General features: G+C 62.2%; 19 protein-coding genes. 4 read left to right on the top strand and 15 right to left on the bottom strand.

Annotated elements, in window-relative coordinates:
• Positions 1–90: 90 nt before the first annotated feature.
• The 8 genes from NKI24_RS18385 to NKI24_RS18350 all read right to left on the bottom strand — a co-directional run bounded on the left by NKI24_RS18385 (position 91) and on the right by NKI24_RS18350 (position 8,905).
• Positions 91–1,554, bottom strand: a complete 1,464-nt coding sequence (locus NKI24_RS18385) for a lipopolysaccharide biosynthesis protein (protein WP_352747199.1) — start codon at positions 1,552–1,554, stop codon at positions 91–93.
• Complete coding sequence (locus NKI24_RS18380) at positions 1,551–2,837, bottom strand: glycosyltransferase (RefSeq protein ID WP_352747196.1); 1,287 nt, start codon at positions 2,835–2,837, stop codon at positions 1,551–1,553. Before NKI24_RS18380 ends, NKI24_RS18385 begins: the two co-directional genes overlap by 4 nt.
• A gap of 70 nt (positions 2,838–2,907) precedes the next feature.
• The gene (locus NKI24_RS18375; protein ID WP_352448452.1) at positions 2,908–3,987 is read right to left on the bottom strand and encodes a glycosyltransferase; all 1,080 of its coding nucleotides are present in this window, start codon (positions 3,985–3,987) and stop codon (positions 2,908–2,910) included.
• 31 nt (positions 3,988–4,018) lie between these two features.
• Entirely contained in the window at positions 4,019–5,350 is a 1,332-nt protein-coding gene (locus NKI24_RS18370) for a UDP-glucose dehydrogenase family protein (RefSeq protein WP_352448451.1), read from the bottom strand.
• Between the two features lie 85 nt (positions 5,351–5,435).
• Positions 5,436–6,302, bottom strand: coding sequence for an endo-1,3-1,4-beta-glycanase ExoK (gene exoK / locus NKI24_RS18365; protein ID WP_502901471.1), 867 nt, complete (start codon positions 6,300–6,302; stop codon positions 5,436–5,438).
• A 132-nt stretch (positions 6,303–6,434) separates the two neighbouring features.
• Positions 6,435–6,836, bottom strand: a complete 402-nt coding sequence (locus NKI24_RS18360; protein WP_352448450.1) for a hypothetical protein — start codon at positions 6,834–6,836, stop codon at positions 6,435–6,437.
• Between the two features lie 269 nt (positions 6,837–7,105).
• Positions 7,106–8,128, bottom strand: coding sequence for a glycosyltransferase family 2 protein (locus tag NKI24_RS18355; RefSeq protein WP_352448449.1), 1,023 nt, complete (start codon positions 8,126–8,128; stop codon positions 7,106–7,108).
• Between the two features lie 456 nt (positions 8,129–8,584).
• Entirely contained in the window at positions 8,585–8,905 is a 321-nt protein-coding gene (locus tag NKI24_RS18350; protein ID WP_352454700.1) for an exopolysaccharide production repressor protein, read from the bottom strand.
• 558 nt (positions 8,906–9,463) lie between these two features.
• Between NKI24_RS18350 and NKI24_RS18345 the strand changes: the two genes are divergently transcribed.
• Together NKI24_RS18345 and NKI24_RS18340 are read left to right on the top strand one after the other, a co-directional pair.
• Positions 9,464–10,141 carry a sugar transferase gene (locus tag NKI24_RS18345; protein ID WP_352448447.1) on the top strand — a complete coding sequence of 226 codons (678 nt, stop codon included), beginning with the start codon at positions 9,464–9,466 and terminating at the stop codon, positions 10,139–10,141.
• A gap of 207 nt (positions 10,142–10,348) precedes the next feature.
• Complete coding sequence (locus NKI24_RS18340; protein ID WP_352448673.1) at positions 10,349–11,560, top strand: polysaccharide biosynthesis/export family protein; 1,212 nt, start codon at positions 10,349–10,351, stop codon at positions 11,558–11,560.
• 125 nt (positions 11,561–11,685) lie between these two features.
• Here NKI24_RS18340 and NKI24_RS18335 read toward each other — a convergent pair whose 3' ends face one another.
• Positions 11,686–12,957, bottom strand: coding sequence for an O-antigen ligase family protein (locus tag NKI24_RS18335; protein ID WP_352448446.1), 1,272 nt, complete (start codon positions 12,955–12,957; stop codon positions 11,686–11,688).
• 328 nt (positions 12,958–13,285) lie between these two features.
• On the opposite strand from NKI24_RS18335, the gene NKI24_RS18330 reads away from it, so the two are divergent.
• Positions 13,286–14,038 carry an SDR family NAD(P)-dependent oxidoreductase gene (locus NKI24_RS18330; protein ID WP_352747190.1) on the top strand — a complete coding sequence of 251 codons (753 nt, stop codon included), beginning with the start codon at positions 13,286–13,288 and terminating at the stop codon, positions 14,036–14,038.
• A gap of 41 nt (positions 14,039–14,079) precedes the next feature.
• On the opposite strand, the gene NKI24_RS18325 is transcribed toward NKI24_RS18330, so the two are convergent.
• Both NKI24_RS18325 and NKI24_RS18320 read right to left on the bottom strand, forming a co-directional pair.
• Positions 14,080–14,661 (bottom strand): DUF1349 domain-containing protein, encoded by a 582-nt coding sequence (locus NKI24_RS18325; RefSeq protein ID WP_352448444.1) that lies wholly within the window; start codon positions 14,659–14,661, stop codon positions 14,080–14,082.
• Between the two features lie 37 nt (positions 14,662–14,698).
• A complete protein-coding gene (locus tag NKI24_RS18320) occupies positions 14,699–16,135 on the bottom strand; it encodes an aldehyde dehydrogenase family protein (protein WP_352747287.1) in 1,437 nt (478 codons plus the stop codon).
• A 175-nt stretch (positions 16,136–16,310) separates the two neighbouring features.
• Here NKI24_RS18320 and NKI24_RS18315 point away from each other — a divergent pair, with 175 nt between their 5' ends.
• Positions 16,311–17,342, top strand: a complete 1,032-nt coding sequence (locus tag NKI24_RS18315; protein WP_352448443.1) for a hydroxyacid dehydrogenase — start codon at positions 16,311–16,313, stop codon at positions 17,340–17,342.
• Between the two features lie 25 nt (positions 17,343–17,367).
• Here the strand turns inward: NKI24_RS18315 and NKI24_RS18310 are convergent, their stop codons facing one another.
• The 4 genes from NKI24_RS18310 to nirB all read right to left on the bottom strand — a co-directional run bounded on the left by NKI24_RS18310 (position 17,368) and on the right by nirB (position 23,762).
• Positions 17,368–17,853, bottom strand: a complete 486-nt coding sequence (locus NKI24_RS18310; RefSeq protein WP_352747188.1) for a hypothetical protein — start codon at positions 17,851–17,853, stop codon at positions 17,368–17,370.
• Positions 17,854–17,957: 104 nt separating this feature from the next.
• On the bottom strand, positions 17,958–20,912 hold the full coding sequence (locus NKI24_RS18305; RefSeq protein WP_352448441.1) for a nitrate reductase: 2,955 nt from the start codon (positions 20,910–20,912) through the stop codon (positions 17,958–17,960).
• 3 nt (positions 20,913–20,915) lie between these two features.
• Entirely contained in the window at positions 20,916–21,245 is a 330-nt protein-coding gene (nirD, locus tag NKI24_RS18300; RefSeq protein ID WP_352448440.1) for a nitrite reductase small subunit NirD, read from the bottom strand.
• Between the two features lie 66 nt (positions 21,246–21,311).
• On the bottom strand, positions 21,312–23,762 hold the full coding sequence (gene nirB / locus NKI24_RS18295) for a nitrite reductase large subunit NirB (RefSeq protein WP_352448439.1): 2,451 nt from the start codon (positions 23,760–23,762) through the stop codon (positions 21,312–21,314).
• Positions 23,763–23,770 lie beyond the last annotated feature (8 nt).

The following is a 23,770-nucleotide window of genomic DNA, read 5'->3' as shown; positions in this document are numbered from 1 at the left end:
CTCTATCGCAGGACGAGCCTTCAGGCAGTGCTTGAGGAGCATGCGTCGGCGATGTCGGCAGGTGAGCTTTTGAGGCCGGTGATTGCCGGCCTAGCGGGCGTTGCGCATGGCGCTGGAAAGCGTGGTGAACAGGGCGGTGCGCGACTGGCGAAGGGCAAGCATGAGGACCAGGCCGATCGAATAATTGAGGGCAACCGCCAGGACCACCGCGAGCAGGTCTGACTGGCCGGTCAGCGATGCCGGCAACTCGCGGTACACGGACCAGGCAAGCAGCGACGACGCGATGAAAAGTCCCTGCATGACCAGGAAGTCGGCTGCGGTCACCGGGCCGACCCGGTGGACAAGAACGGCAAGTACCGGGACGCGCAGCATATAACCGCTGATCGCGTAGGCCGCCGCGACACCGACGGCGCCCCAATGCAGGCCGATGATGAAGGCGGCGACCGTCGTCAGCGACGAGTAGATGCCCCAGTGGAACATGGTCTTGGTCTTGCCCTGGCAGATGAAGATCCAGCCGGTGGTGCTCGAGACGGACTGGATTAGGCTGGCGATGCCCAGCCAGGCGAAGATCGGCGCCACCGCCGTCCAGCGCTCGCCGAAGAGAAGCCCGACGACCTGGTCCGACGTCAGCGTCAGCGCCGCGATGCCGGGCATAGTGATGGCCGCCAGCATCCAATTGGTTCGCACATAGATGTCGCGAAACCGCGCCTTGTCCTCATGGATGCGGCTCAGCAGCGGCACCATCACGCGTGTCAGCGGCTGGTTGATGTTCTGCAGCGGAAACAGCAGGAGCTTGTAGGCGCGGTCATAATAGCCGAGGTCGATCGCGCCCGAATATTTTCCGATCAGGATGTTGTCGAGATTGCGCGAGAAGAAGTTGGCCAGATTGAAGCCGGTCAGATTGGCGCCGAAAGACAATATGTCGGTATCGACCTTCAGGTCCGGCCGCGACGGCGTCCAGCGCGCCACCTGCCATGCCGCGGCCAGCGCGACAACGGCCGATACCGCAGGGCCGATGACCAGCGACCAGTAGCCCAGCCCCGCATAGGCGGCGATTGCGGTAGTCGCAAGTCCGGCAGCAGCGGTTATCACGTCGTTCAGCGCGAGCTGGCCAAAGCGCAAGTGACGGTTCATCAGCGCCAGCGGCACCGCGGCGAGGCTGCCAAGCAGCAGCGGCAAGGCAGAGCCGATGGTGATCCCGACCATGCGTTGATCGCCATAGAAGGCAGCGATGGCGGGCGCCAGGCATGCAACCACCACGGCACTGCCCAGCCCCACCAGCGCACTGATCCAGAATACCTGGTTGAGCTGCTCGGTACTGATGTCCTTGCGCTGGACCACGGCCTGCTGCAGGCCAAGGTTTTGAAGCAGCCCGACAAAGGCCACGATCGGCCCGACGGAAGCCACCAGGCCGAAATCCTCGGGCACGAGCAGACGCGCAAGCACGATGACGGAGAGAAACTGGATCGCCATCTTGAAGCCTTGCGCGCCGATCGTCACCACGCCGCCGCGCAGGGCGACGCGACCGAACTGGGGGGGCGGGTTGGCGTTCATGCCGGCTGCCTAGCTTCGGCCAGTTGAGCAACGATCTGCGCAAAACGTTCGTTGAGTACGTCCGCGTTGAAATCCTGCTCGATCTTGCGGCGCGCCGCACGTGCGATGCGCTCGCATTTGTCCGGGTTCTCGGCCACCCAGACAAGCTTGCGGGCCAACGCCGCAACGTCTCGCTCCGGTGCGAGGAAGCCTGTCTCCTGATCCTCGATCAGTTCGGGAATGCCCGAGTGATAGGTGCTGACGACGATCAGCCCGGCGGCCATAGCCTCCATAAGCGCCACCGGAATACCCTCGAGATCGCCGTCTCGCGCGGCAACGCTAGGCAGCAGGAATACGTGGGCATTGCGCAGGCGCTGCTTGACCTCGGCGTGCGGACGCGGCCCGAGGAAAGTCACCCGGTCGGCAACGCCGAGATTTGCGGCGAGCTTCTTCAACTCTTCCAGCAATTCGCCGCCGCCAATCACCGAATAGACCCAGTCGCGCCGCGGCAGGCTGGCGAGCGCGCGAAGGGCGAATTCGATGCCCTTCTTTTCGGTCAGCCGGCAGACCGAGATGAAGGACAGCGTGTCCCGGTCCCAGGAACGCCAATGGTAGCCGATCTCACCGGGCCGCACGCCCATATGGTGAACCATGACTTGCGCCGGGGGTGCTCCGACGCCGATCAGGGCATCGCGGAAAAACGCGTTCACCGGGAGCTGGAGAACGCCCTTGTCGAAGACAACCTTGTAGCGCGTGAGCGTGTTGTCATGCAGCGGTTCGCCGACATCGCGGCCGTGGAATATGGTCACCAGCGGAGCGGAAATCCGGCCTCGTTTCATGGCGCGGGCGACGCGCATGCCGTTATTGCCGAAATGCGCGACGATCACATCGGCGTTCTGCAATTTGCGCGCAAAAGCGATGTCGACAGCGGTCGAGAGCTTATCCCAGAACCTGCCCGACCATCTCCTGAGCGTCGGGCGAAAGCGCCCCAGCCCGCCCCACCAGCAGACGACCTTGCCAGGGAGAGCCTGCCAGCGGCGATCGTCGATGTTGCTGTCCTTGCCGAAGGACGTCTCGTTGCAGACGACGCCGACTTGCATGCCGCGCTCGAGGCACCCTTCTATCTGGTCGAGGACGAAGGTCTCCGACAAAGAGGGGAACTTATCAACTACGAAGCAAATCTTCATCGAATGGACGACCTTCCGAGGCCGGTCGGCGATCTGCTCGCGCGGATGAGGGATGGCGCCCGTCGCCACCGTGCGAGGCGCCTCAAGCGTCTGGTGTTGTGCGTGTCTTTGTCCCAAGGCAGCTCCCACCCCGGTCAGGCGCGAGAGCCGGCTTTTGGGCAACGTGCATGGTTTTGGACGAAATGCATCAGGCGGCACGCTCCAGCGCGCCTTGCCTGGCGTTGTCGAGAACGCGGAGGAAGGTCGCGAACTGGCTGTCGGGGTTCATTTGCGGCCGCTCCGAAAACAGCTGCGCCGCCGCCGACAGCCGATCGTACTCGGCCTTGTCGCTCCATAGTCGCCTGACCGCGGCGACCCAGTCGTCGAGCGGTGCGTCATAGTCGAGCACCACGCCGCCGGCGCCAATCGCTTCCGGCAGGCCGCCGCGACGGGACCCGACGACTGGAATGCCGCTGCAATGGGCCTCGGATGCCACCCGCCCCCAGGCCTCTTCCCATTTGCTGGGCGCCAGCAGAATCTTGGTGCGGCCATAGACGGTCTTCATGTCGCTAGTACGGCTTTCCAGCCTGACGTTGCGCAGCGGGGCGATGATCTGTTCGATCTGCGCCCGATGGTCGTCGTCGAGCTTCCAGCTTTCGACGAACAGGAACGGGATTTCGGGGCATTGGCCGGCGATGCGCACGGCGAGTTCGAACCCTTTTTCATTGTAGGGATTGATCAGCGTGACGAATTCACCGGTGGTCGGCGTGCTGTAGAGCCCGGGATTGATGGTCGGCGGGATCACGGTCGAATCGATGCCGAACCTTTCCTTATAGGTGCGCGCAGTGAATTCGGAGTTGGCGATATAAAGCGCCGAATGCAATTCGCGCAGGTCGCCGGCCAGTTCGTGGAATTCGACGTTCCGCAGATAGACCACCAGCGGCACGCCGAGTGCCTGCAGCGCCTTTCCGATCGGCACCGATTTGTGGCACTGCACGACGGCGACATCGGGATCGAGCCGTTCGACCGCGAAGCGCGCCGCCTCCCAGGGAAACCATGCCCGCACGACCGGATAGCCGGGATAGCTGTCGATGACCGCTCGCTGACGAAGCAGCTTCATCTTGGCGCGCGCCTTGAAGCCGAACATGCCGTCACCGAACAGCGCCGCCAGAACCGAGGCGTCATGACCGTGCTCGCGCAGCTGCTCGACCAGATGGTGCGTGCTCGACTGAACGCCACCGCTGAACTGCGGCGTGTAGCCGTTGCCGCCCGCAAACAGAACTTTCATTGACCTGGCTCCTTGCTGGACCGCCCTAGCGTCACGCCGCCATTCTACCGATGCTGTGGTATTCGATGCCGTGGCGGGCGATGACCTTGGGGTCGTAGAGATTGCGTCCGTCGAAGATAACGGGCGTGGTCAGCGCGTTCTTCAGCGCATCGAAGGACGGCGCGCTGAAGCTCTTCCACTCTGTCACGATCAAGAGCGCGTCGGCGCCTCGCAGCGCGGCCTCCTTGGTGCCGCACAGTTGCAGGTCGTCGCGCAGCCCGTAGATCGCCTGGCATTCCTGCATCGCCTCCGGATCGTAGGCCTGCACATTGGCACCGGCGGCCCAGAGCGCTTCCATCAGCGTGCGGGCCGGGGCCTCGCGCATGTCGTCGGTATTGGGTTTGAAGGCCAAGCCCCACAGCGCAAATGTCTTGCCTTTGAGATTGCCCTTGAAATAGCGGTCCACCTTCTCGAACAGGACCGACTTCTGCTGGTTGTTGCGCTCCTCGACGGCACGCAGCAGCTTGGCGTCGAACTTGACGGCCTCGGCGGTCTTGATCAGGGCACGCACATCCTTCGGGAAGCACGAGCCGCCATAGCCGAGGCCCGGATAGATGAAGTGGTAGCCGATCCGCGGGTCGCTGCCGATGCCCTTGCGGACCTCCTCGATGTCGGCGCCCAGTTGCTCGGCCAGGTTGGCCATTTCATTCATGAAGCTGATCTTGGTCGCCAGCATGCAATTGGCCGCGTATTTGGTGAACTCGGCACTGCGCACATCCATCACGATCATCTTTTCGTGGTTGCGGTTGAACGGCGCGTAGAGCTCGCGCATCACCGCCTCGGTGTCCTCGTTGCTGGTGCCGACGATGATCCGGTCGGGCTTCATGCAGTCGCTCACAGCAGACCCTTCCTTGAGGAATTCCGGATTGGAGGCGACGTCGAAAGCGAGATCCTCGCGCCCGCGCGCCTTCAGCGTTGCGGCGATCCTGGCCTTTATCCTTTCGCAGGTGCCGACGGGCACGGTCGACTTGCCGACGACGATCTTGGGCTCGTCCATCTCACGACCGATGGCCTCGGCGACGGCCAGCACATATTTGAGGTCGGCCGAACCATCCTCGCCCGGCGGCGTGCCGACGGCGATCATCTGGATCTGGCCATGCTTGATCGCCGCGGCGGCGTCGGTGGTGAACTTGATGCGGCCGGCGGCATGGTTCTCCTTGACCATGTTTTCGAGCCCCGGTTCGAAGATCGGGACATGACCCTGATTGAGCCGCTCGACCTTTTTTGCATCGATGTCGACACAGACCACCTGATGGCCGACTTCGGCAAGCACCGCCGCCTGTACAAGACCGACATAGCCGATTCCAAAGACAGTCAAATTCATTCGGTTTCATTCCTGTTCAAGGTTTCGGGCCTTTTCGAGCTTCGGTTTTCCGACCACCTTCGGCCCGGCCGATTCAGATGCGCTTCTAGTTTGTCTTGCATGCCAGCGATTCGGGGAATTGGCAGGGCTGGCCAAGTGCGGTGAATGCAACACGATCCACCTGCATGGTGAGCTTGCGGCCCGGATCCGAGAACGGCCCGATCCAGCCCTTCATCGTATCGCTGCCCCACAGGCTGAAATAGATCCTTTGCGAATGGGTGGGCAGCTTCGCCGGATCGGTGATCTCGTGGACAAGCTTGCCGTTGACGTACCAGCGCAGCCGGTCCTTTTCCCAGACGAAGGCGTAGTCGTTGAAGGCCTTGTCGGTGCCGCCAGCGACGTCGACCAGTTTCTCGTTCTTGCCTTTGCCGGCTATGTAGGCGTTGACTTGAACCTTGGACGTGTCCTTGGTCAGCACCTCGAAGTCGATTTCATCATGCGGCTGCTTGTCGGCATCGCCGACGAAGCTGAAGAATGCCGCGTTGACGCCGGAGCCCGTGTCGGTCTTCATCCGCGCCTCGTAAGTGCCGTAGCCGAAGCGCTGCTTGGTCTGGATCTCGGCGCAGGCGAATTCGCGATCCTTCAGCTTGCGCTTCTCGAAACCGAGCGTCAGCATGCCGTCGGAAAGCCCGATCAGGCTTTTGGACCAGGTGCAGTTCTGATGCTTGCCGTTCGTCCAGCCGTCGGAAATGTACCAGCGCGCGCGACTGAGGCTGGTGAAATCATCGACAAAGGACGGCGCGGTTGGGAGATCCTGGGCGCGCACGGGCACCAGGCCCGCAACCATGCTGACGAGACCAATCAGCAGAAACGCGCCGTCTGAACGGAGCCGCCGCAGCTTGCCTGGGATCGGGTGCGTGAACAGGGTGCCTCGGGTTGCCGGGGCGGGCGTGCTTTTAAGATCTGCGTTCATATCAAATTCACCTTGTGCTGTGCGCCCCCAAAGCGATCGTTCGAACCGTGACGAAACAACCTGATCTCGACCTCTGTCGCTCCCAAGCTCCGTGTTGTGCCTAAAACCATTGCGCCGACCCGGGGTGTTCGCTCAGCCTGTGCCGGAATCGGCGGGCTTCACAAAATCGGTCCTTATGTCGGGACCGTTCTGCCGCTTCTCGTCGAAGATTTCATCCAGCGAATGACGGAGATCCTTCATCATCTGCATCTGGCGCGACAGCGCTGCGATGCGCCGCTCGCAATTCAGGATCGACCTGGTCAGTTCGCCGACTTCGGAAGACCTGCGAGAGGAGACCGCTCCGTTCTCCATGGCCTCGACCAGAAAGGCGGCATTGGTAGCCGTCGTCCTGTAGCGGTTCTCAAGGCCGCTCTTCTCCGCCTCGACTTCGGCCGAGATCTGGTCCAGCAGCTTTGCCAACCGATCGAGGCGCGAGGTGTCGGTCTGCGTGTCGCGCGCCGGATCTCTCGATCGGAAGCGAAAGATCGAGGCCATGCAGTCAGCGCCCCATCATCGTCGAGCTGGTGAACGGCCTTAGTGCGCGTCCACATTCAACAGACATTTCTTGCATCGTCCAGCTCCTCCGACAGGGTATGTCTCGGGCCAGTTCGGTTGGCCGTCCAAAATTGCTGCACCGCAACATAGATTGCCATTCCCTGCGCGGATAGGCAACCACCTAGATCGTAAACTCATGAATCTCGTTGAAACGGTCCGAGCCGACCGAAGGGTAAGGGAGTAGCTACCGCCGTCGCACGTTGACGGGCCTAGCTTTCGCTGGCCGTGCTGGTTCCGGCCATGAGGAAGCGCAGCGGCGGCACATGCTGACGCTTCGCGGCGAGGCCGGCGCGGCGAAACAGCGCATCCAGCTTATCGGAGGCGACGCCGCGGACGACGGCTGTGAGGTTGGACGAGCCGGCCAAGGCGTAGGCCGCGGCCGGCGCCAGCCCACGCTCAGCCTTCACGTCTAAAAACTTCCGCAACCGGTATTTGTCGCGGATGTGCCGCTCGTGCCTTCTCAGCGCAGCCTTCGATGCCTCCGGCAAACTGTCGATCGCAAGCAGCGCCAGGTCGGCATCGGCCAGATGCTTCAGGTCCTGGGTCTTGTGCCGTCCGCTCAGCGAATCGGCGCGCACGATCGCGCCGTAGCCACAGGATTTGATGACCTTGAAGCGCGCGCCATGGGCAACCGCGCGCGCATAGAGTTCATAGTCTTCACCCAGGCGCAGCTTCTCGTCGTAGCGCAGCCCATGCCGATCGAGAAAGGCGCGGCTGATCACCGGCTTGAGGAAGCCCAGTTCCCCGCGTTGCACACGGCGCCTGGAGATGTTGGCGTCGATGAAACCCTCGAAATCGAGGAATTCCGGCTCGGGCGAGAACGGTGGAGCAACGATTTTCGAAACGTCGGTTGCCGCGTCATCCCTGACAAGCATGATGTTGTCTGCGGCGAAATCCCAATCGGTGCTGGCGAACAGTCTGTGAAACCTGCCTTCGAAAAAGAAATCATCAGCGTCCAGAATGCTGATGAACGGCGACCTGGAACCGGCTATCGCGGCGTTGCGTGCAAACGATGGGCCGCGATTGACGTCGAAGCGGATGACGGAAAGGCGGCCCGTGCCGTCGCCGGCCGCGTGGGCGACTTTCGCGGTATCGTCGGTAGACGCGTCGTCGACGACGACAACTTCCGCAACCTCAGGCTCGCGTAATGCCGATGCAATGGCAGCCGGGATTGTCCGCGCCGCATTGCGGGCGGCGATGATCACGCAGACCTGGAATGATGTCATGAACATGCCTCTCGATTGCAGAAGTCGTTGCGGATTTCCTCGCCCCGTCCGCTCAATGCCCCACCGCCCATTCTGAAATGCATCGGCCCAAACGCCTATGCTGCAAGTGCGAAGCAAGCATCGCCAAAATCATCGGCGCCGTCCAGTTTTTCATTTTGCTGGGTGTCATGGCCCGGTTGGGCAGGCGGCGAGCCTCAATCGGGATGGCTCCAGAAATGCGCCGCTTGGCAGAGCCGTTCCTACACGCTCCATCAGAGCGCTCGACTGGCAGAAACCAGTTGCTGATCCTCGCCGACCGGACGGCGGCGGGGCGGAGCGAGCGCGTCGAGGCCCGCAGTGTCAAGGAATTGAAAGAGCAGGAATGCCGACTGCCGGTGTCGTTTGAGGCGAGCAATTCGTCAGAGGACCGGCGAGCTTAACCACAGGTCACATGGACATCGCAGACCGCGACCAGGCCCGAAATCAGTGAAGGCCTCTCCTGGCGCTGAGTTTCTCGCCTTCGGCCGCTTCGTTCGAACTCAGCTTTCGTTCAGCGTCGCGGATTTTGTCGGCCGGGGTCGGGGCATTTCTGGCAACCATGGCAAAGACCAGCAGAAAATAACCCAGTTGGATGACTATAGCGCAGCCGATGACACGAAACAGCGTCGTACCGAGCGAGGCGCCGCCCAAATAGGACCAGACGATCACGATCGCCAGCGCAAAACACATTCCGATAATGAACTTTGGCAGTGACATACCCGATAGCCCATCAACCGGCTCGGGAAAAAATGTCGACAAGCCCACCCCGAGCACCTCCCTTAAACTCTGCGAGCTTATTTAGGTTGCCCGCTTCTGGCCGGTTGCTTCCGGCCTAGCCCAATCTGTCCATAGTCCGACAGAAACAATTTGCAACTCTATTGAGCCGCGCAATAGGCGGCAAGGGCAGCTGCGGAATAAATTTTAAACGAATCCTCGGGATCGACTCCGCCATGGTGCAACGCACACGTCGGCATCACCACTAATTGCCGGATATCGACTCGCTCCAGTATGATTCATAATATTGAATAGTATTTTATCATAACATCAGTCATTATCTTGAAATTCTAAATGACGGCAAAGCTCCACAGGAGGGTATAAAGAGCGATTCGCCTAAAATCAGCCCAAAAATTGGACTAGCTTTTCCAAAATTGCCCATAATCTGTCTCTTTTGCGACATAAATGGGAAATTTTGTGCAGGACGAGTTTATTATTTAGTCAGTTCATGACGCGACTATTACAGCCGTCTGAGAAATTGTGTGTTGCGCTGCAACATTTTTTTGGTATCGTGCGGTAAACCATCCGTTCAACGTATGGAGTTTACGCATGAGGGACGTAGCCAAGCCGGCCGATGCGGATTTTTCGCAGGCCGGCGTCGATTTTCCGCCACCGATTGGCGGCCTGCTCAAACGCAGCTTCGATATTGTCGGTTCGCTGATCGGCCTGGTCGCTCTCAGCCCGCTGTTCGTAATGATAGCGCTGCTTGTCAGGTTTTCCGATGGCGGGCCGATTTTCTATGGTCACAGCCGAATCGGCCGCGGAGGACGGATTTTTCCGTGCCTCAAGTTCCGCACCATGGTTGCAGACGGCGAGCGGGTGCTTGCTGCCTATCTCGCCGCGAATCCGGAGGCCAACGCCGAATGGATAGCGACCCGCAAGTTGAAGAACGACCCGCGGATCACGCGCGTCGGAGCGGTGCTGAGGAAGCTCAGCCTCGATGAGTTGCCGCAGATCATCAACATCCTGCAGGGGGATATGAGCCTGGTCGGGCCTCGTCCCGTGGTGCGCGATGAGCTGGAGATATATGGCAATTCGGCCGTCTATTACCTGAAATCGCGCCCCGGCCTCACCGGGCTCTGGCAGGTCAGCGGACGCAACGATGTTTCGTATGACAGCCGCGTCGCATTCGACAGGCACTATGTCGAGAACTGGTCGATGTTCGAAGACATTCGCATCATCATCAAGACCGTACCTGCGGTCTGGATGTCGCGAGGCTGCTACTGACGGCCGCTTGCTGGCCGTGCATCGAGGAGCGGCTGTCCAGAATTCGGGCCCGGAACTCAGGCCCCTAACTCAGGCATCGGCAGCTCATCGGGCGGGGCAAACCAGATCGGAAACGCTCAGTTGAAAGCAGATATAATCGATATCTTTTGCACCGGCATTCTCTCCAGACGCATGCGGCGAGTACGGCTTTTGACGACTTGCCTTACAATGGCGACCGGCCTGACCCTGTCGCTAGCCTTGCCACAGTTTGCCTTCGCCGACGACTATCGGCTTGGAGCACAGGACAAGCTGACCATCCGCGTGGCGGAATGGCAGACCGTCGAAGGCACGTTTCGTGACTGGTCGGCCATCAATGGAGAATACACGGTCGGCCCCGCTGGAACCTTGTCGGTTCCCTTCGTCGGCGAGATGCCCGCATCCGGCAAGACGACTTCGGAGATCGCGGCATCGCTCGGCGAGGCGCTGCAGCGCAAGCTCGCTCTGGCCGACAAGCCGGAGGCTTCCGTCGAAATGGCGCAGTACCGGCCATTCTACATCTCTGGCGAGGTGCAATCGCCCGGCCAGTATCCTTGTGTGCCTGGGTTGTCCGTGCTGAAAGCGATGAGCATTGCCGGCGGAGCCCGGCGGAACCCGGAGAGCGGACAGCGCTACGACCGCGACCTGATCAATGCCAAGGGCAATTTCGACGTACTACAAGACCAATTGGTCAGGCTGACCGTCAAGCGCGCCCGCATCGAAGCGGAACTGGCGGACAAGCCGACATTCGCGGTGCCGAAAGAGGTGGCCGACGATCCGAAGCTGCCCAGCATCGTTGCCGATGAGACGGCGATCCTGGCGGCCGACCAGAAGAAACTCAAGCTGCGCTTGCAGGCGCTCGACGATTTGAAGGCGCTGCTGCAGAGCGAGATCGATTCGCTGCAGAAAAAGATCGTCAACCAGCAGAAGCAGGTTGATCTGGCGAAGGAGCAGCTCAACGGCATCGGCTCGCTGGCGCAAAAGGGCCTGGTCGTCAACACGCGGGTTTTGAACTCGCAGCAAACCATCGCCGACCTCGAGGGCCAGATCCTGGATTACGAAACGGCGATTCTCACGGCCAAGCAGTCGATCAGCAAGGCCACCCAGGACGCCATCGATCTCGAGAACACCCAGAACTCCAGCCTCGCGACCGACCGGCAACAGACGGAAGCCGATCTCAACGAGGCGACGCTGAAGCTGAATATGGAAAAGGCCTTGATGTCCGAAGCCTTGTCGGGCAGCCCCATGCCGCAATTCTACGGCAACAACGAACCAGCGGCCTTGTCATTTTCCCTGGTGCGGGTGGTCGACGGCAAGACCAGCGAAATCACCGCCGATGAAGACACGCCGGTGCTGCCAGGGGACGTGATCAAGGTCAAACCGGCGCCCATGGCCATCCAGTAGCTTCTTTCCACCGGAGCAAAGCACCAACCCCGCAGGCAGCGGTCTGCGGGGTTTTTGCGTTTGGGATCTTATGGATCAGAAAACAAGGCGGCCTTCGGGCAACGAACCGCCTGGATCCGCCCGCTCTAGCCTCGCACGGCGTCCGGTTCCTCGAGATGGTTCACGGCGCTCCACCGGGAAGGAGCGACGGCCGGCACCCTCACCAGCTTGAAGTAGCTGTAGTACAGCAGGAACGATCCCATGATGTAGGGATTGAGGGTCTCGACCTCGACGAAGGATCGGATGAACAGAAGCACCATGACGCCGGCAAGAATCACGGAGTCGGCTTGCCATGTCCTGAATATCAGCGCCGAGACGTGACCCCAGAGCGTGCGCAGGATGATCAGCGAAAGCAGTGTCGCGCCGACGAAGCCGAGTTCCACCAAGGTCTCGATGTAGGTGTTGTGGAAGTGGAAGCCGCTTCGCGCGGCGATATAGAATTCGTTCCACAGCCGCTCGGCCTCGGAGAAGCCCTGCACCCAATAAGCCGCGTAGCCGACGCCGAGGATGGGCGATTGCTGCGCGGCATTCCAGCCCTGTTGCCAGAGGTAGGTTCGTCCGGTGAGCGTCGAATCCTTGCCGAAAAGGCCAAGGACAAAGTCCATCAGCCCGAGATTCAGCGCAATCACGGTGCAGGCGACCAGCCCGCCCGCACCGATTATGAAAATTACCCGGCGATGGCGGAGCGAAAGCAGCTTGCCGATGGAAAGCAGGGCGACCAGAGCGAGAACCGCGGGGGTAGATGCCATCGAAGTGGCGGAATGCGACACCACCAGCAGATAGCCCGATAGAAGGACAATCGGTACGATCAACAAACAGCTTATCCGGCCGCGCCTGAGAAAGGCCAGGTAGACAACGCAGAAATAGATGCCAAGCGATGCGACAAAGCCGATCTGGTTCTTGGAGCTGAACGCGCCGACGAAATTATACGTCCCATCGAGAACGTCGTAGGAATAGCTCGCGACCTTGAGCGAGTAGAGCAGGACGACGAAAATCCCGATCAGGGCGCCTATGGTCAAGGTCCGGACGCTGACGGTGCGCGCGGCAATGTAGGCGCAGGCGATATGGGAGCAATATTGGACGGCCGTTCTTGCCGTGGTGCCGGGAGCCGCCGACCAGAACACCGAGAAGCAGACATAGGTTGCAAAGGCCAGCGGAAGCCAGGCGCTGGAAGCGTGCCTTAATATCTTGCGGTAGTCGACCAGGATGAGCGGTAGCCAGACTGCATAATAGGCCAGGATCATGGCCTGGCCGAAAATGGTCGAGTAGGAAAACGCCCAGATCGAGACGGCAACGGCAAAGCTGCCATAGACCGTGTTCTTGTCCGGATCGATCAACAGAGATTTTGGAATCTTCATCTCGATAGCGGTTTTCCGTCCTTGCAGCTCAATGCCGATTTCATGGGCCGCTCGTGGGCCGATTCGTCGGATCGATGGGAGCCTCGCCTGCAGGCGCTCGCATTGTGCAGTGCAATATAACCCATCCGGCGCCGCCTGTCACCCGGATGCCAACCGGGCGCGTCGTTCCAGCCGTTCTCTCCATACCGGGCGAGACGATTTGGCCAGAAGGCAGTGCCGTACAATTGACCGGTGCTGGCCCATCATAAGCTGTTCTGAGGTTGCAAGTCCGCGCTTGAACTTGTCCGCCGTTGACTTCACATTCGCCGCCAATTGGGAGGAAGACCACATGCCGATGAGTTTCGCGGGACGATTTGCCGGACGATCTGCTGTTATCACCGGCGGCGCCTCAGGCATCGGCCTGGCTGTCGCGCAAAGGATCACTGGCGAAGGCGGGCGTGTTTCGGTCTGGGATCGCGATGCCGCCCAGATCGAGCAGGCCAAGGCCATTGTTGCAGGCCTGCACAGCGTCACCTTAGACGTCGCCGACCCCATAGCGGTCGAAGCCGCCGCCGGAGAGACGATCGAAGCGCTTGGCGCGGTCGATGTCCTTGTCACCAGTGCTGCCATCACCGGGCCGAACATGACGACCTGGGAGTATTCGGTGGAGGATTGGCGCCGGGTCACCGACATCAACATCAACGGCGTCTTCTTCTGCAACAAGGCGCTGGTCCCGCATATGCTCGAACGCAATTACGGCAGGATCATCAACATCGCCTCGATTGCCGGCAAGGAAGGTAACCCGAACGCCTCGGCCTACAGCACCTCCAAGGCGGCGGTGATCGGCATGACCAAATCGCTCGGCAAGGAACTGGCCAAGACCAAAGTAACGGTGAACTGCGTCACGCCGGCGGCCGTGCGCACCGCGATCTTCCAGCAGATGAGCCAGCAACACATCGACTTCATGCTGTCCAAAATACCGATGGCGCGGTTCGGCGAGGTCGAGGAGGTGGCGGCGCTGATCTGCTGGATCGCGTCCGAGGAATGCTCGTTCACAACGGCGGCCGTCTTCGACGTCTCCGGCGGCCGGGCGACCTACTGAGGCGGGGCCGGACGCAAACCGCCCGACCGGATCGCGGCGCCTCAGTCGTGAAGCTCCCGCGAGATCGGCGGGCCGATCGAAAAGTCGCTGAATGTCACTTCGAAGCCCTCGCGCTGCGGCGAACAGCACATCATGCCGACATCGACCGTTTTCGACGGGGGGAAATAGGCAAGCCGCACCGGTTTCCAGTGCTTGTCAGATGGGTCGCGATACTGGACGCGGATCGTCTCGGCATGGCGGGTCATGCGGATCCTGACCCCGTCCGGATCGGCCGGAATGCTGGCCAGCGACCAGTCGGAGGCATCGTTGGTGACGACGACGGAAAAATACATCAGCCCGTCGGTGTATTCGATGCCGGCCTTGATCCAGTGCGTCTCGCTCAGACGGACCATAAGCCCGGCCTGATCGTAAAGCACCTCATAGTGCCCCTTGACGGTGACTTCGGCGCTGAAATCGCCCTCGACCTCACGATAGAGGAAATGGCCATTGTCGCGCCAGAAGCCGTAGAACGTCTCGCGCCAGAAGTCGGTCTCCTCACCGGTCCGTACATGCACCGTATTGTTGCCGAAGGCGTGGTGCGGCGGCGGATTGAGCCAGGTCAGGTCCGTATTCTCAGATGCCATCGACTTGCTCGCTGCCTGGCTGGTCTGCCGCCTTTTCTTAGCCGGCAAACGTGTAAGCGATCTTCACCGTGGTGTAGAACTCTGCGGCATAGCGGCCCTGCTCGCGCGGGCCGTAGCTCGATCCCTTGCGCCCGCCGAAAGGCACGTGGAAGTCGACGCCGGCCGTCGGCAGATTGACCATGACCATGCCGGCTTCCGAATTGCGCTTGAAGTGCGTGGCATGCTTGAGGCTCGAGGTGCAGATGCCGGACGTCAGCCCGAACGGCGTGTCGTTGGCCACCGCCAGCGCCTCGTCATAATCCTTGACGCGGATGACGTTGGCGACCGGGCCGAAAATCTCCTCGCGCGAGATGCGCATGGCGTTGGTGGTTTCGGTGAACAGCGCAGGCTGCAAATAGAAGCCGCGGGTTTCGCGATCGAGCCGCTCGCCGCCGAAGGCGAGATCGGCACCTTCCTGACGTCCGATGGCGATATAGTCCTCGTCCTGTTTGAGCTGGCTCTGGTCGACAACCGGCCCGATCTGCGTCTTGGCATCGAGAGCGTCGCCGACGACCAACTTGGCCATGCGGTCCTTGAGCGCCTCGACGAAGCGGTCGTGGATGCCGTCCGTCACCACCAGGCGGGACGACGCCGTGCAGCGCTGGCCGGTCGAGAAGTAGGCACCGTTGATGGCGCAGTCGACCGCGACGGCAAGGTCGGCATCGTCGAGCACCACAAGCGGGTTCTTGCCGCCCATTTCGAGCTGGAACTTGCGCATGTGCTCGACGCTGGCGGCGGCGACGCGCTTGCCGGTGCCGACCGAGCCGGTGAAGGTGATGGCGTTGAGGTCAGGACTGTCGAGCATCGCCTGGCCGACCACCGAACCTTTGCCCATCACCAGGTTGAGCACACCCTTGGGCAGCCCGGCGCGGTGCAGGATGTCGACAATGGTCCAGGCGCTCTCCGGAACGAGTTCCGCCGGCTTGAAGACGATGGTGTTGCCGTAGGCCAGCGCCGGAGCGATTTTCCAAGCCGGAATGGCGATCGGGAAATTCCACGGCGTGATGATGCCGACGACGCCGACCGCTTCGCGGGTGATCTCGACGCCGACGCCGGGCCGCACGCTCGGCACCAGCTCGCCCGACAGGCGCAACGCCTCGCCGGCGAAAAAATCGAATATCTGGGCGGCCCGCACAGTCTCGCCGATGCCCTCGACCAGCGTCTTGCCTTCTTCGCGCGCCAACGCCCGGCCTATTTCATCTTTCCGCGCGGTGATCTCGTCCGACGCCTTCCTCAGCACCGCATGGCGTGCCAGCAGGCCCGATCGAGACCATGCCGGAAATGCCGCTTTCGCCGCCGCGATGGCCTGCCGGGCGTGCTCGGCGCCTCCCGATGCATATTCGCCGACCACGTCGTCGAGATTGGACGGGTTGATGTTACGGGAGCCGGCATCGCCTACCCACTCTCCATCGATGAGGTTCTTTCGAAACGGGATCATGTCGCTGTCTTCCTTGTCGTCCTTCGATCGCCGTCTATCTGGACCACCGACCGCCGCACCGCAAGGCCGAAGGCAGGCAAACTTCTCCTCCTCGACAGGCATGTGATAGGTGTCGGGGCGGGGAAGACGATTCTAGTGTGGTGCGACGCGGATCGCACGGGAGGAAATCATCATGTCCGACAGCGCCTTGCCGCTGGTGATCAGCGCACCCGAACCGCGCACGCTCGACCTGATCTTCACGCCGGCTGCGCTGGCGAAATTTCGATCGAAATACCGCATCGTCGAAATATCGCCCGAAGCGGTGGCGGCGCTGCCGGCCGATATCCTTGCCGAGGCGCGCTACATCGTCGGCCAGCCACCTATCGCGCCGGAGACGCTGGAAAGAATGAAGGCGCTGCGCTGCATCTTCAATGTCGAGAGCAACCTCATCAACAACATGCCCTACGAGACGCTGTTTTCGCGCGGCATCCATGTCGTCACCACCGGGCTGGTGTTTGCCGAACCGGTGGCCGAGCTCGGCCTTGCCATGGCGCTCAACCTCGCCCGCGGCATCGTCGACGCCGATCTCGCATTTCGTCATGGCAAGGAGCTGTGGGGCGGCGACGGCAACCGGACGGCACGGCTTCTTTCCGGCGCGGATGTCGGCATTATCGGCTTCGGCGATCTTGGCCGTGCGCTCAACCGGCTGCTGTCAGGCTTTCGCACGCGGACAAAAGTCTTCGACCCGTGGCTGCCGCCGTCGATCCTGATCGAAAACGGCGTCGAGCCGGCCTCTCTCGACGACGTTCTGTCGAACAGCGATTTCATCTTCGTCGTCGCTTCGGTGACCAGCGAAAACCAGGGTTTCCTTGGTGCCGAGGCGTTTGCCAGGATGCGCAAGGGAGCCGCTTTCATCCTGCTCAGCCGAGCCGGCGTGGTCGATTTCCCGGCACTGATGGACGCCGTCCGCAGCGGCCATATCGTCGCCGCCAGCGATGTTTTTCCTGAGGAGCCTCTGGCCCAGGATCACCCGGTCCGTACATTGCCGGGGTTCCTGCGCTCCGCCCACCGGGCCGGCGCGCTTGACATCGCCTTCAAGCGGATGGGCGACATGGTGCTGGAAGACATGGACCTGATCGACCGCGGCCTGCCGCCGATGCGTTCGAAGCGGGCCGAGCGTGAGACCGTTTCGCGAATGCGTTCGAAGCCGGTCGACAAGAATTAAGCCGCCTGCCGACGGTCGCACATGCTCAGACGGTGAAGGACCAAAACAGGCAGGCCAGTGTCGCTGCGGCGACGACGACGAAGAACAGGCTTCTCAACAAGATGTTGCGGCGCAGCTCGTTGATGAACAGATGACACCCGACGACGGCTGCGACAAACAGGAAGCGCCAGTTCAGCAGTGCGGAGAGCACATCGCGCTGACCGAAAGCAAATCTCGCGGCGAGACATCCAACGATGACCGCAAACAACACGATGACCGTCCAGAAGATCGCATCGGCGGCATGTGTCAGGACGATGCCAGCGAGCCTGATCGGCAGAACCATCATCAGCAGTGCGCTGAAAAAATAGATCGCCGCGAGCGGAATGAACGTCCCCGCATCGGCGACGTCGCTCAAGCGCTTGGCGCCGATCGCGCCATAGGGATAGCCATGCCTGGCCACCGCCAGGCTGAGCGCCATCAGCAAGGCCGTCAGCATGGTGGCAAGCGCGAATGAGGTCAGGGCTTTGCTCATGGGGCTCCCGTTCCGAGCGAATCGAAGTCAGGACGTTGGTAGCCCATGGTTTGTAAATTGCTAGTAAGCATCATGCAGCGGCACGGCAGAGTTTCTCGGTGCATTCACTCCGCAGCTTGCAGACGCCGCCCGTCGATAATGGTCTTGATCTCGGCGCGGCAAGAGCCGCAATTGGTGCCGGCGTGAAGGGCGGCGCCGATTGCCGCGACGCTGGTACAGCCGCCGCGTACCGCTTCCGCGATCTGGTTGGCACCGACCCCGAAACAGGCGCAGACGGTGGCACCGCGGTCGACGCTGTTGCCGCCCGGCCGCCCGGCGACAATCGCCAACCGCGCCTGCCGATCGGCATGGTCAGCACCAAGTTGTTCGACTGCCCACCCGCGCGACACCGCTACCGGGGTAGGCGCAAGATAGAGCGCGCCGACCAGCCGATTGCCTGCGAAACGGGCGAAGCGATGGTGCCCGCCGGCGATGTCGTGATAGGCGAGCGTCTCGCCTTCCATGCCTAACAGGGAGGCGGCAAACCCGGTCCAGTCACGGCTGTCCTGCAGCGCAATTTCAAGCCGCCAGCCGGCGGGGCAGCGGGCGAGGCTCCAGTAATCGGCGTCGATCGAGGCGGGCCGTTCGGCAAGCACCGCGAAACCGAAGGCTGCGGCAGCGAAGCGTTCGAGGCGGGCGGCAACGTTCTTCGAGGCCGGCTGACCTGAAATCGCATCGGTCGTCGGCGGGACCAGTGCATCGACACGCGCGCGGGCGGAGATCTGATCGGTCCAGTGCATCGGAACGAATACAGAGCCTTGGCGTTGGCGCACCGTCACCAGGGCGCGGACCAGCACCTCGCCATGGCCAGTCGAGACGCGCACGATGTCGGCATCGCCGATACCGAAGTGCTGCGCATCCGCCGGGTGGATTTCGACGAACGGTTCGGCCATGTGCTGCGACAGGCGCGGGCTCTTGCCGGTCCGCGTCATGGTGTGCCAATGGTCGCGGACGCGCCCGGTGTTGAGGACGAGCGGGTAGTCCAGGCTGGTGCGGGTTTGTGCGGCTGGGCGGATGGCAATGAAGCGTGCCTTGCCGTCGGGTGTGTAGAAATTGCCGTTGGCGAAGAAGCGGGTGCTTTTGTCCTCCGGCTGGCGCCGCGCGCGCCGCTCTGGCCTGCCGGCCACCTCCCCCTCAAGGGGGGAGATTGGCAGTTTTGCCGGCTGCGCCCACTCATCAACCTGGGAGACTGGCGATAGCCGAGCAGCAGGCTGATCTCCCCCCTTGAGGGGGAGATGGCCGGCAGGCCAGAGGGGGTCATCTGCGACGGCCTCCACCTCGGTGGGGCGACCCGGAGAGGTCGAGACTTCACCACCGACCCCACCCCGTCCCGCTTGTTTCGCTTTGCTCAACGCGCGTGCCGACCCTCCCCTCAAGGGGGAGGGTGGAGCCGGCGCTGGCCATTGGAACGGCAGAAGATCCTCATAGGCCTCTGCACCGATATCGCCATACGCGCCTATATCAAAATCGCGCGCGCCGTCATTCTCGAAGCCCGACAGCGCCGCGTGCTCGGCGAAGATGTCGGCCGGCGACACATGCGAAAAAGCCTCGCCGAAGCCCATCCGCTTGGCGACTTCAGTGATGATCCACCAATCTGGCCTTGCCTCGCCGGGCCTGGCCAAAAAAGCCCGCTGGCGCGAGATGCGGCGCTCCGAATTGGTGACGGTGCCATCCTTTTCGCCCCATGCGGTGGCCGGCAGCCGGACATGGGCGTGGCGGACCGTGTCGGTCTCGCCCAGCACGTCCGAGACCACAACAAACGGGCAGGCCCTGATCGCCGCTTCGACGGCATCGGCATCCGGCATCGAATCGACCGGGTTGGTGGCCATGATCCACAGCGCCTTGATGCGTCCGTCGGCCACCGCTCGGAACATCTCGACCGCTTTCAGGCCGGGTTTTTCGGCGACGGTTGGGGCATTCCAGAAGCGCTGCACGCGTTCGCGGTGCTCGGGGTTTTCGATCTCCATGTGGGCGGCCAGCATGTTGGCCATGCCGCCGACCTCACGGCCGCCCATGGCGTTGGGCTGGCCGGTCACCGAGAACGGCCCGGCGCCGGGCTTGCCTATGCGGCCGGTGGCCAGATGGCAGTTGATGATGGCGTTGACCTTGTCGGTGCCCGAAGACGACTGGTTCACGCCTTGGCTGTAGACGGTCACCGTCTTCGCCGTCGCGGCAAACAGGCTGTAGAAGCGGGCCAGTTCGTCCTCACTGAGACCCGTGGCAGCCGCGATGCCGGCAAGATCGAGCGCCGAGGCGGCGAAAAGCGCTTGCCCGAAGCCGGTCGTGTGCGCCGTGATATAGGTGCGGTCCAGCGCGTTGTGCTGGCCGAGATAGGCGAGCAGCCCGGTGAACAAAGCGACGTCGCCATCGGGCGCGATCGCCAGATGCATGTCCGCGATGTCTGAGGTCATGGTGCGGCGAGGGTCGATCAGCACCACCTTCATCTCGGGCCGCTTTTCCCGGGCGGCGGCAATGCGCTGGTAGAGTACCGGATGGCACCAGGCGAGATTGGAGCCGACCAGCACGATCAGGTCGGCAAGTTCCAGGTCCTCGTAATTTCCCGGAACGGTGTCCGAACCAAAGGCGCGGCGGTGGCCGGCGACCGACGAGGCCATGCACAGGCGCGAATTGGTGTCGATATTGGCCGAGCCGATAAAGCCTTTCATCAGCTTGTTGGCGACGTAATAGTCCTCGGTCAGCAACTGGCCGGAAACATAAAAGGCGACCGAACCGGGGCCGTGTTCGGCAATGGTTTGCGAGAAGGTCGAAGCGACAAGGTCGAGCGCTTCGTCCCAGTCGGTGCGGCGACCGTGGATCTCCGGGTATAGCAACCTGCCGTCGAGGTCGATGGTCTCAGCCAGCGCCGAGCCTTTGGAGCAGAGCCGGCCGAAATTCGCCGGGTGGTCCGGGTCGCCGCGAACGGTTATTTCACCGTCCGCGGCGACCTTCGCCAGCACGCCGCAACCCACCCCGCAATAGGGGCAGGTGGTCCTCACCTCGCGCGCTTCATCAATCTGCATGGTTCACGCCGCGCGGCTGGCCAGCGCTTCCAGCGCAATGAACAGCCGCTCGCCGTCGACCCGCACGGCAATGGTGCGCACCGCGCCCTCGTCCGCGCCGAGCGCCTTGCCTGTCTCCAGCGAGATCACCCAATTGTGCAAGGGACAGGTCACCGCCGTGCCATGGACGATGCCCTGGCTGAGCGGCCCACCTTTGTGCGGGCAATGGTCGTCGATGGCAAAGACCTGATCGTCGGCCGTGCGAAAGACGGCGATCTTTCCTTCCGGCGTGGCGACGCAGCGCGCGCCGCGACGCGGAATGTCCGAGAGCGTGCCGATCGATACCCAGTTCATGTGGCCATTCCTCTTTTGCGCGTGTTCTTGTCCGAAAACCGCATTCCACTTTTCGGGAACACGCGCCTACTCCGCCGCCTGGGCAAAGCCGACCGAAGCCATCGGCCGGAATTCATGCTTGTCCTTGCCGGAAGCACGTTCCGACCATGGGTCGACCTGGGCGAATTTCTGCGAAAAGACGAAGCGGTCGAAATAGGCTTTGCGCTTCTCGCCATCGTCCATGATCTGACGCTTGATCTCAGCTATGCCGACGCGCTTGGCCCATTTGTAGATACGCTCGAGATAGCGGCCCTGCTCGCGATACATCTGCGTCAACGCCACGATATGCTCCAGCGCCTCGTCCTCGGTCTTGACCTGGCCGAGCACTTCGGTGCCCTTGATGTCGAGACCGGCGGCGCCGGCGAAATGGATCTCGTAGCCGCTATCGACGCAGATCACGCCGACATCCTTGCAGGTCGCCTCGGCACAGTTTCGCGGACAGCCCGACACCGCCATCTTGACCTTGGCCGGGGTCCACGAGCCCCACATGAATTTTTCGATACGGATGCCCAAGCCGGTCGAATCCTGCGTGCCGAAGCGGCACCAGTCCGAGCCGACACAGGTCTTCACCGTGCGCAGTCCTTTGGCATAGGCGTGGCCGGAGACGAAGCCAGCCTGGCCGAGATCGGCCCATACCGCCGGCAGGTCTTCCTTGCGGATGCCGAGCATGTCGATGCGCTGGCCGCCGGTGACCTTGACCATCGGGATCTCGAACTTGTCGACGACGTCGGCGATGGCGCGCAATTCGGCGGCGTTGGTGACGCCGCCCCACATGCGCGGCACTACCGAATAGGTGCCGTCCTTTTGGATGTTGGCGTGGACGCGCTCGTTGATGAAGCGCGACTGGTAATCGTCGGCGTATTCGTCGGGCCAGTCGCAGACGAGATAGTAGTTGAGCGCCGGCCGGCATTTGGCGCAGCCGCAGGAAGTCTTCCACTCCAGTTCCTGCATGACGGCGGGAATGGTCTTCAAGCCCTTGGCCTTGATCAGCCGGCGGACCTCGTCATGGCCAAGCGCGGTGCAGCTGCACATCGGCTGGACCGCCGCGGGGTTGTATTTGTCGCCGATGGTCAGCACCATCAGCTTTTCGACCAGCCCGGTGCAGGAGCCGCAGGAGGCCGACGCCTTGGTGTGGGCGCGCACATCGTCGAGCGAGGTCAAGCCCCTGGCCGTGATCGCGCCGGTGATCTTTCCCTTGCATACGCCGTTGCAACCGCAGATTTCCGCATCATCCGGCAAGGCTGCAACGGCCGCCATAGGGTCCAGGGGGGCGCCTCCCTGGTAGGACTGGCCGAAGATGAGCGTATCGCGCATCTCGGATATGTCGGTCTGCTTCTTCTTGAGGTCGTTGAACCAGGCGCCGTCCGCCGTCTCGCCATAGAGCACGGTGCCGATGATGCGGTCGTCCTTGAGTACCAGGCGCTTGTAGACGCCGGCCGCGGCATCGCGCAGCACGATCTCCTGACGGTCATCGCCCTCGGCGAAGTCGCCGAGAGAGAACAGCTCGATGCCGGTGACCTTGAGCTTAGTCGGCGTGTCCATGTGGACGAAAGCCGCCGCCTCATTGCCGGCCAGATGGCTGGCGGCGACGCGCGCCATCTCGTAGAGCGGCGCGACCAGCCCGTAGACCTGGCCGTTGACCTCGGCGCATTCGCCGATTGCGTAGATATCGGGATCGTTGCTGCGCATGCCGGCGTCGACGACGATGCCGCGATTGACCGCAATGCCGGCTTCCTTCGCCAGCGCCGCATTCGGCCTGATGCCCACCGCCATGACGACGAGCGTTGCGGGAATGACTGTGCCGTCGGCAAGCTCCACCCGCTCGACCTTGCCGTTGCCGGTGATCGCCTGGGTGTTGGCCTTGGTGATGACCTTGATGCCGCGCTGCTCGACGGCGCGCTGCAGGAGATATCCGGCGGCCGGATCGAGCTGACGCTCCATCAGCGTCGGCATGACGTGCAGCACGGTGACGTCCATGCCCTGCGCGTTCAGACCCGCAGCCGCTTCCAGGCCGAGCAGGCCGCCGCCGATGACGACAGCCTTGGCCCGCGACTGGGCGGCAAGCATCATCGCCCGGACGTCGTCGAGATCGCGATAGGTGAGCACGCCCGGCAGGTCATGGCCTGGCACCGGAATGATAAACGGCACCGAGCCGGTGGCGATGACGAGTTTGTCATAAGGCTCGGTCACGCCATGATCGGAGGTGACGGTCTTTGCCTGCCGGTCGATGGCGACGATCTTGTGGCCCTTGTAGAGGGTGATGCCGTGCTTGATGTACCAGCCGTCGCCATGGATGATGATCTCCTCATAGGCCTTTTCTCCCGACAGAACCGGCGACAGCATGATGCGGTCGTAGTTCACGCGCGGCTCGGCGTTGAAGATGGTGACCTGGTAGCGCCCAGGCGCCTTTTCCAGGAGATGCTCCAGCATGCGCCCGGGGGCCATGCCGTTGCCGATGATGACGAGTTTCTCGGTCATGTCCTGAT

Origin of the sequence: Mesorhizobium sp. M0701 (assembly GCF_040320365.1) — a bacterium.
GTDB lineage: Bacteria > Pseudomonadota > Alphaproteobacteria > Rhizobiales > Rhizobiaceae > Mesorhizobium.
The sequence above is the reverse complement of the archived record's forward strand: the minus strand, read 5'-3'. Positions and strand labels throughout refer to the sequence as shown.

Excerpts from the sequence above, each read along its gene's own strand:
- NKI24_RS18335 (WP_352448446.1), bottom strand. The coding sequence starts at position 12,957 with ATGAAGATTCCAAAATCTCTGTTGATCGATCCGGACAAGAACACGGTC.
- NKI24_RS18345 (WP_352448447.1), top strand. The coding sequence starts at position 9,464 with ATGAGGGACGTAGCCAAGCCGGCCGATGCGGATTTTTCGCAGGCCGGC.
- NKI24_RS18310 (WP_352747188.1), bottom strand. The coding sequence starts at position 17,853 with ATGAGCAAAGCCCTGACCTCATTCGCGCTTGCCACCATGCTGACGGCC.
- NKI24_RS18370 (WP_352448451.1), bottom strand. The coding sequence starts at position 5,350 with ATGAATTTGACTGTCTTTGGAATCGGCTATGTCGGTCTTGTACAGGCG.
- NKI24_RS18360 (WP_352448450.1), bottom strand. The coding sequence starts at position 6,836 with ATGGCCTCGATCTTTCGCTTCCGATCGAGAGATCCGGCGCGCGACACG.
- NKI24_RS18330 (WP_352747190.1), top strand. The coding sequence starts at position 13,286 with ATGCCGATGAGTTTCGCGGGACGATTTGCCGGACGATCTGCTGTTATC.
- NKI24_RS18325 (WP_352448444.1), bottom strand. The coding sequence starts at position 14,661 with ATGGCATCTGAGAATACGGACCTGACCTGGCTCAATCCGCCGCCGCAC.
- NKI24_RS18375 (WP_352448452.1), bottom strand. The coding sequence starts at position 3,987 with ATGAAAGTTCTGTTTGCGGGCGGCAACGGCTACACGCCGCAGTTCAGC.
- NKI24_RS18385 (WP_352747199.1), bottom strand. The coding sequence starts at position 1,554 with ATGAACGCCAACCCGCCCCCCCAGTTCGGTCGCGTCGCCCTGCGCGGC.
- nirD (WP_352448440.1), bottom strand. The coding sequence starts at position 21,245 with ATGAACTGGGTATCGATCGGCACGCTCTCGGACATTCCGCGTCGCGGC.
- NKI24_RS18305 (WP_352448441.1), bottom strand. The coding sequence starts at position 20,912 with ATGCAGATTGATGAAGCGCGCGAGGTGAGGACCACCTGCCCCTATTGC.
- exoK (WP_502901471.1), bottom strand. The coding sequence starts at position 6,302 with ATGAACGCAGATCTTAAAAGCACGCCCGCCCCGGCAACCCGAGGCACC.
- nirB (WP_352448439.1), bottom strand. The coding sequence starts at position 23,762 with ATGACCGAGAAACTCGTCATCATCGGCAACGGCATGGCCCCCGGGCGC.
- NKI24_RS18340 (WP_352448673.1), top strand. The coding sequence starts at position 10,349 with ATGGCGACCGGCCTGACCCTGTCGCTAGCCTTGCCACAGTTTGCCTTC.
- NKI24_RS18315 (WP_352448443.1), top strand. The coding sequence starts at position 16,311 with ATGTCCGACAGCGCCTTGCCGCTGGTGATCAGCGCACCCGAACCGCGC.
- NKI24_RS18355 (WP_352448449.1), bottom strand. The coding sequence starts at position 8,128 with ATGTTCATGACATCATTCCAGGTCTGCGTGATCATCGCCGCCCGCAAT.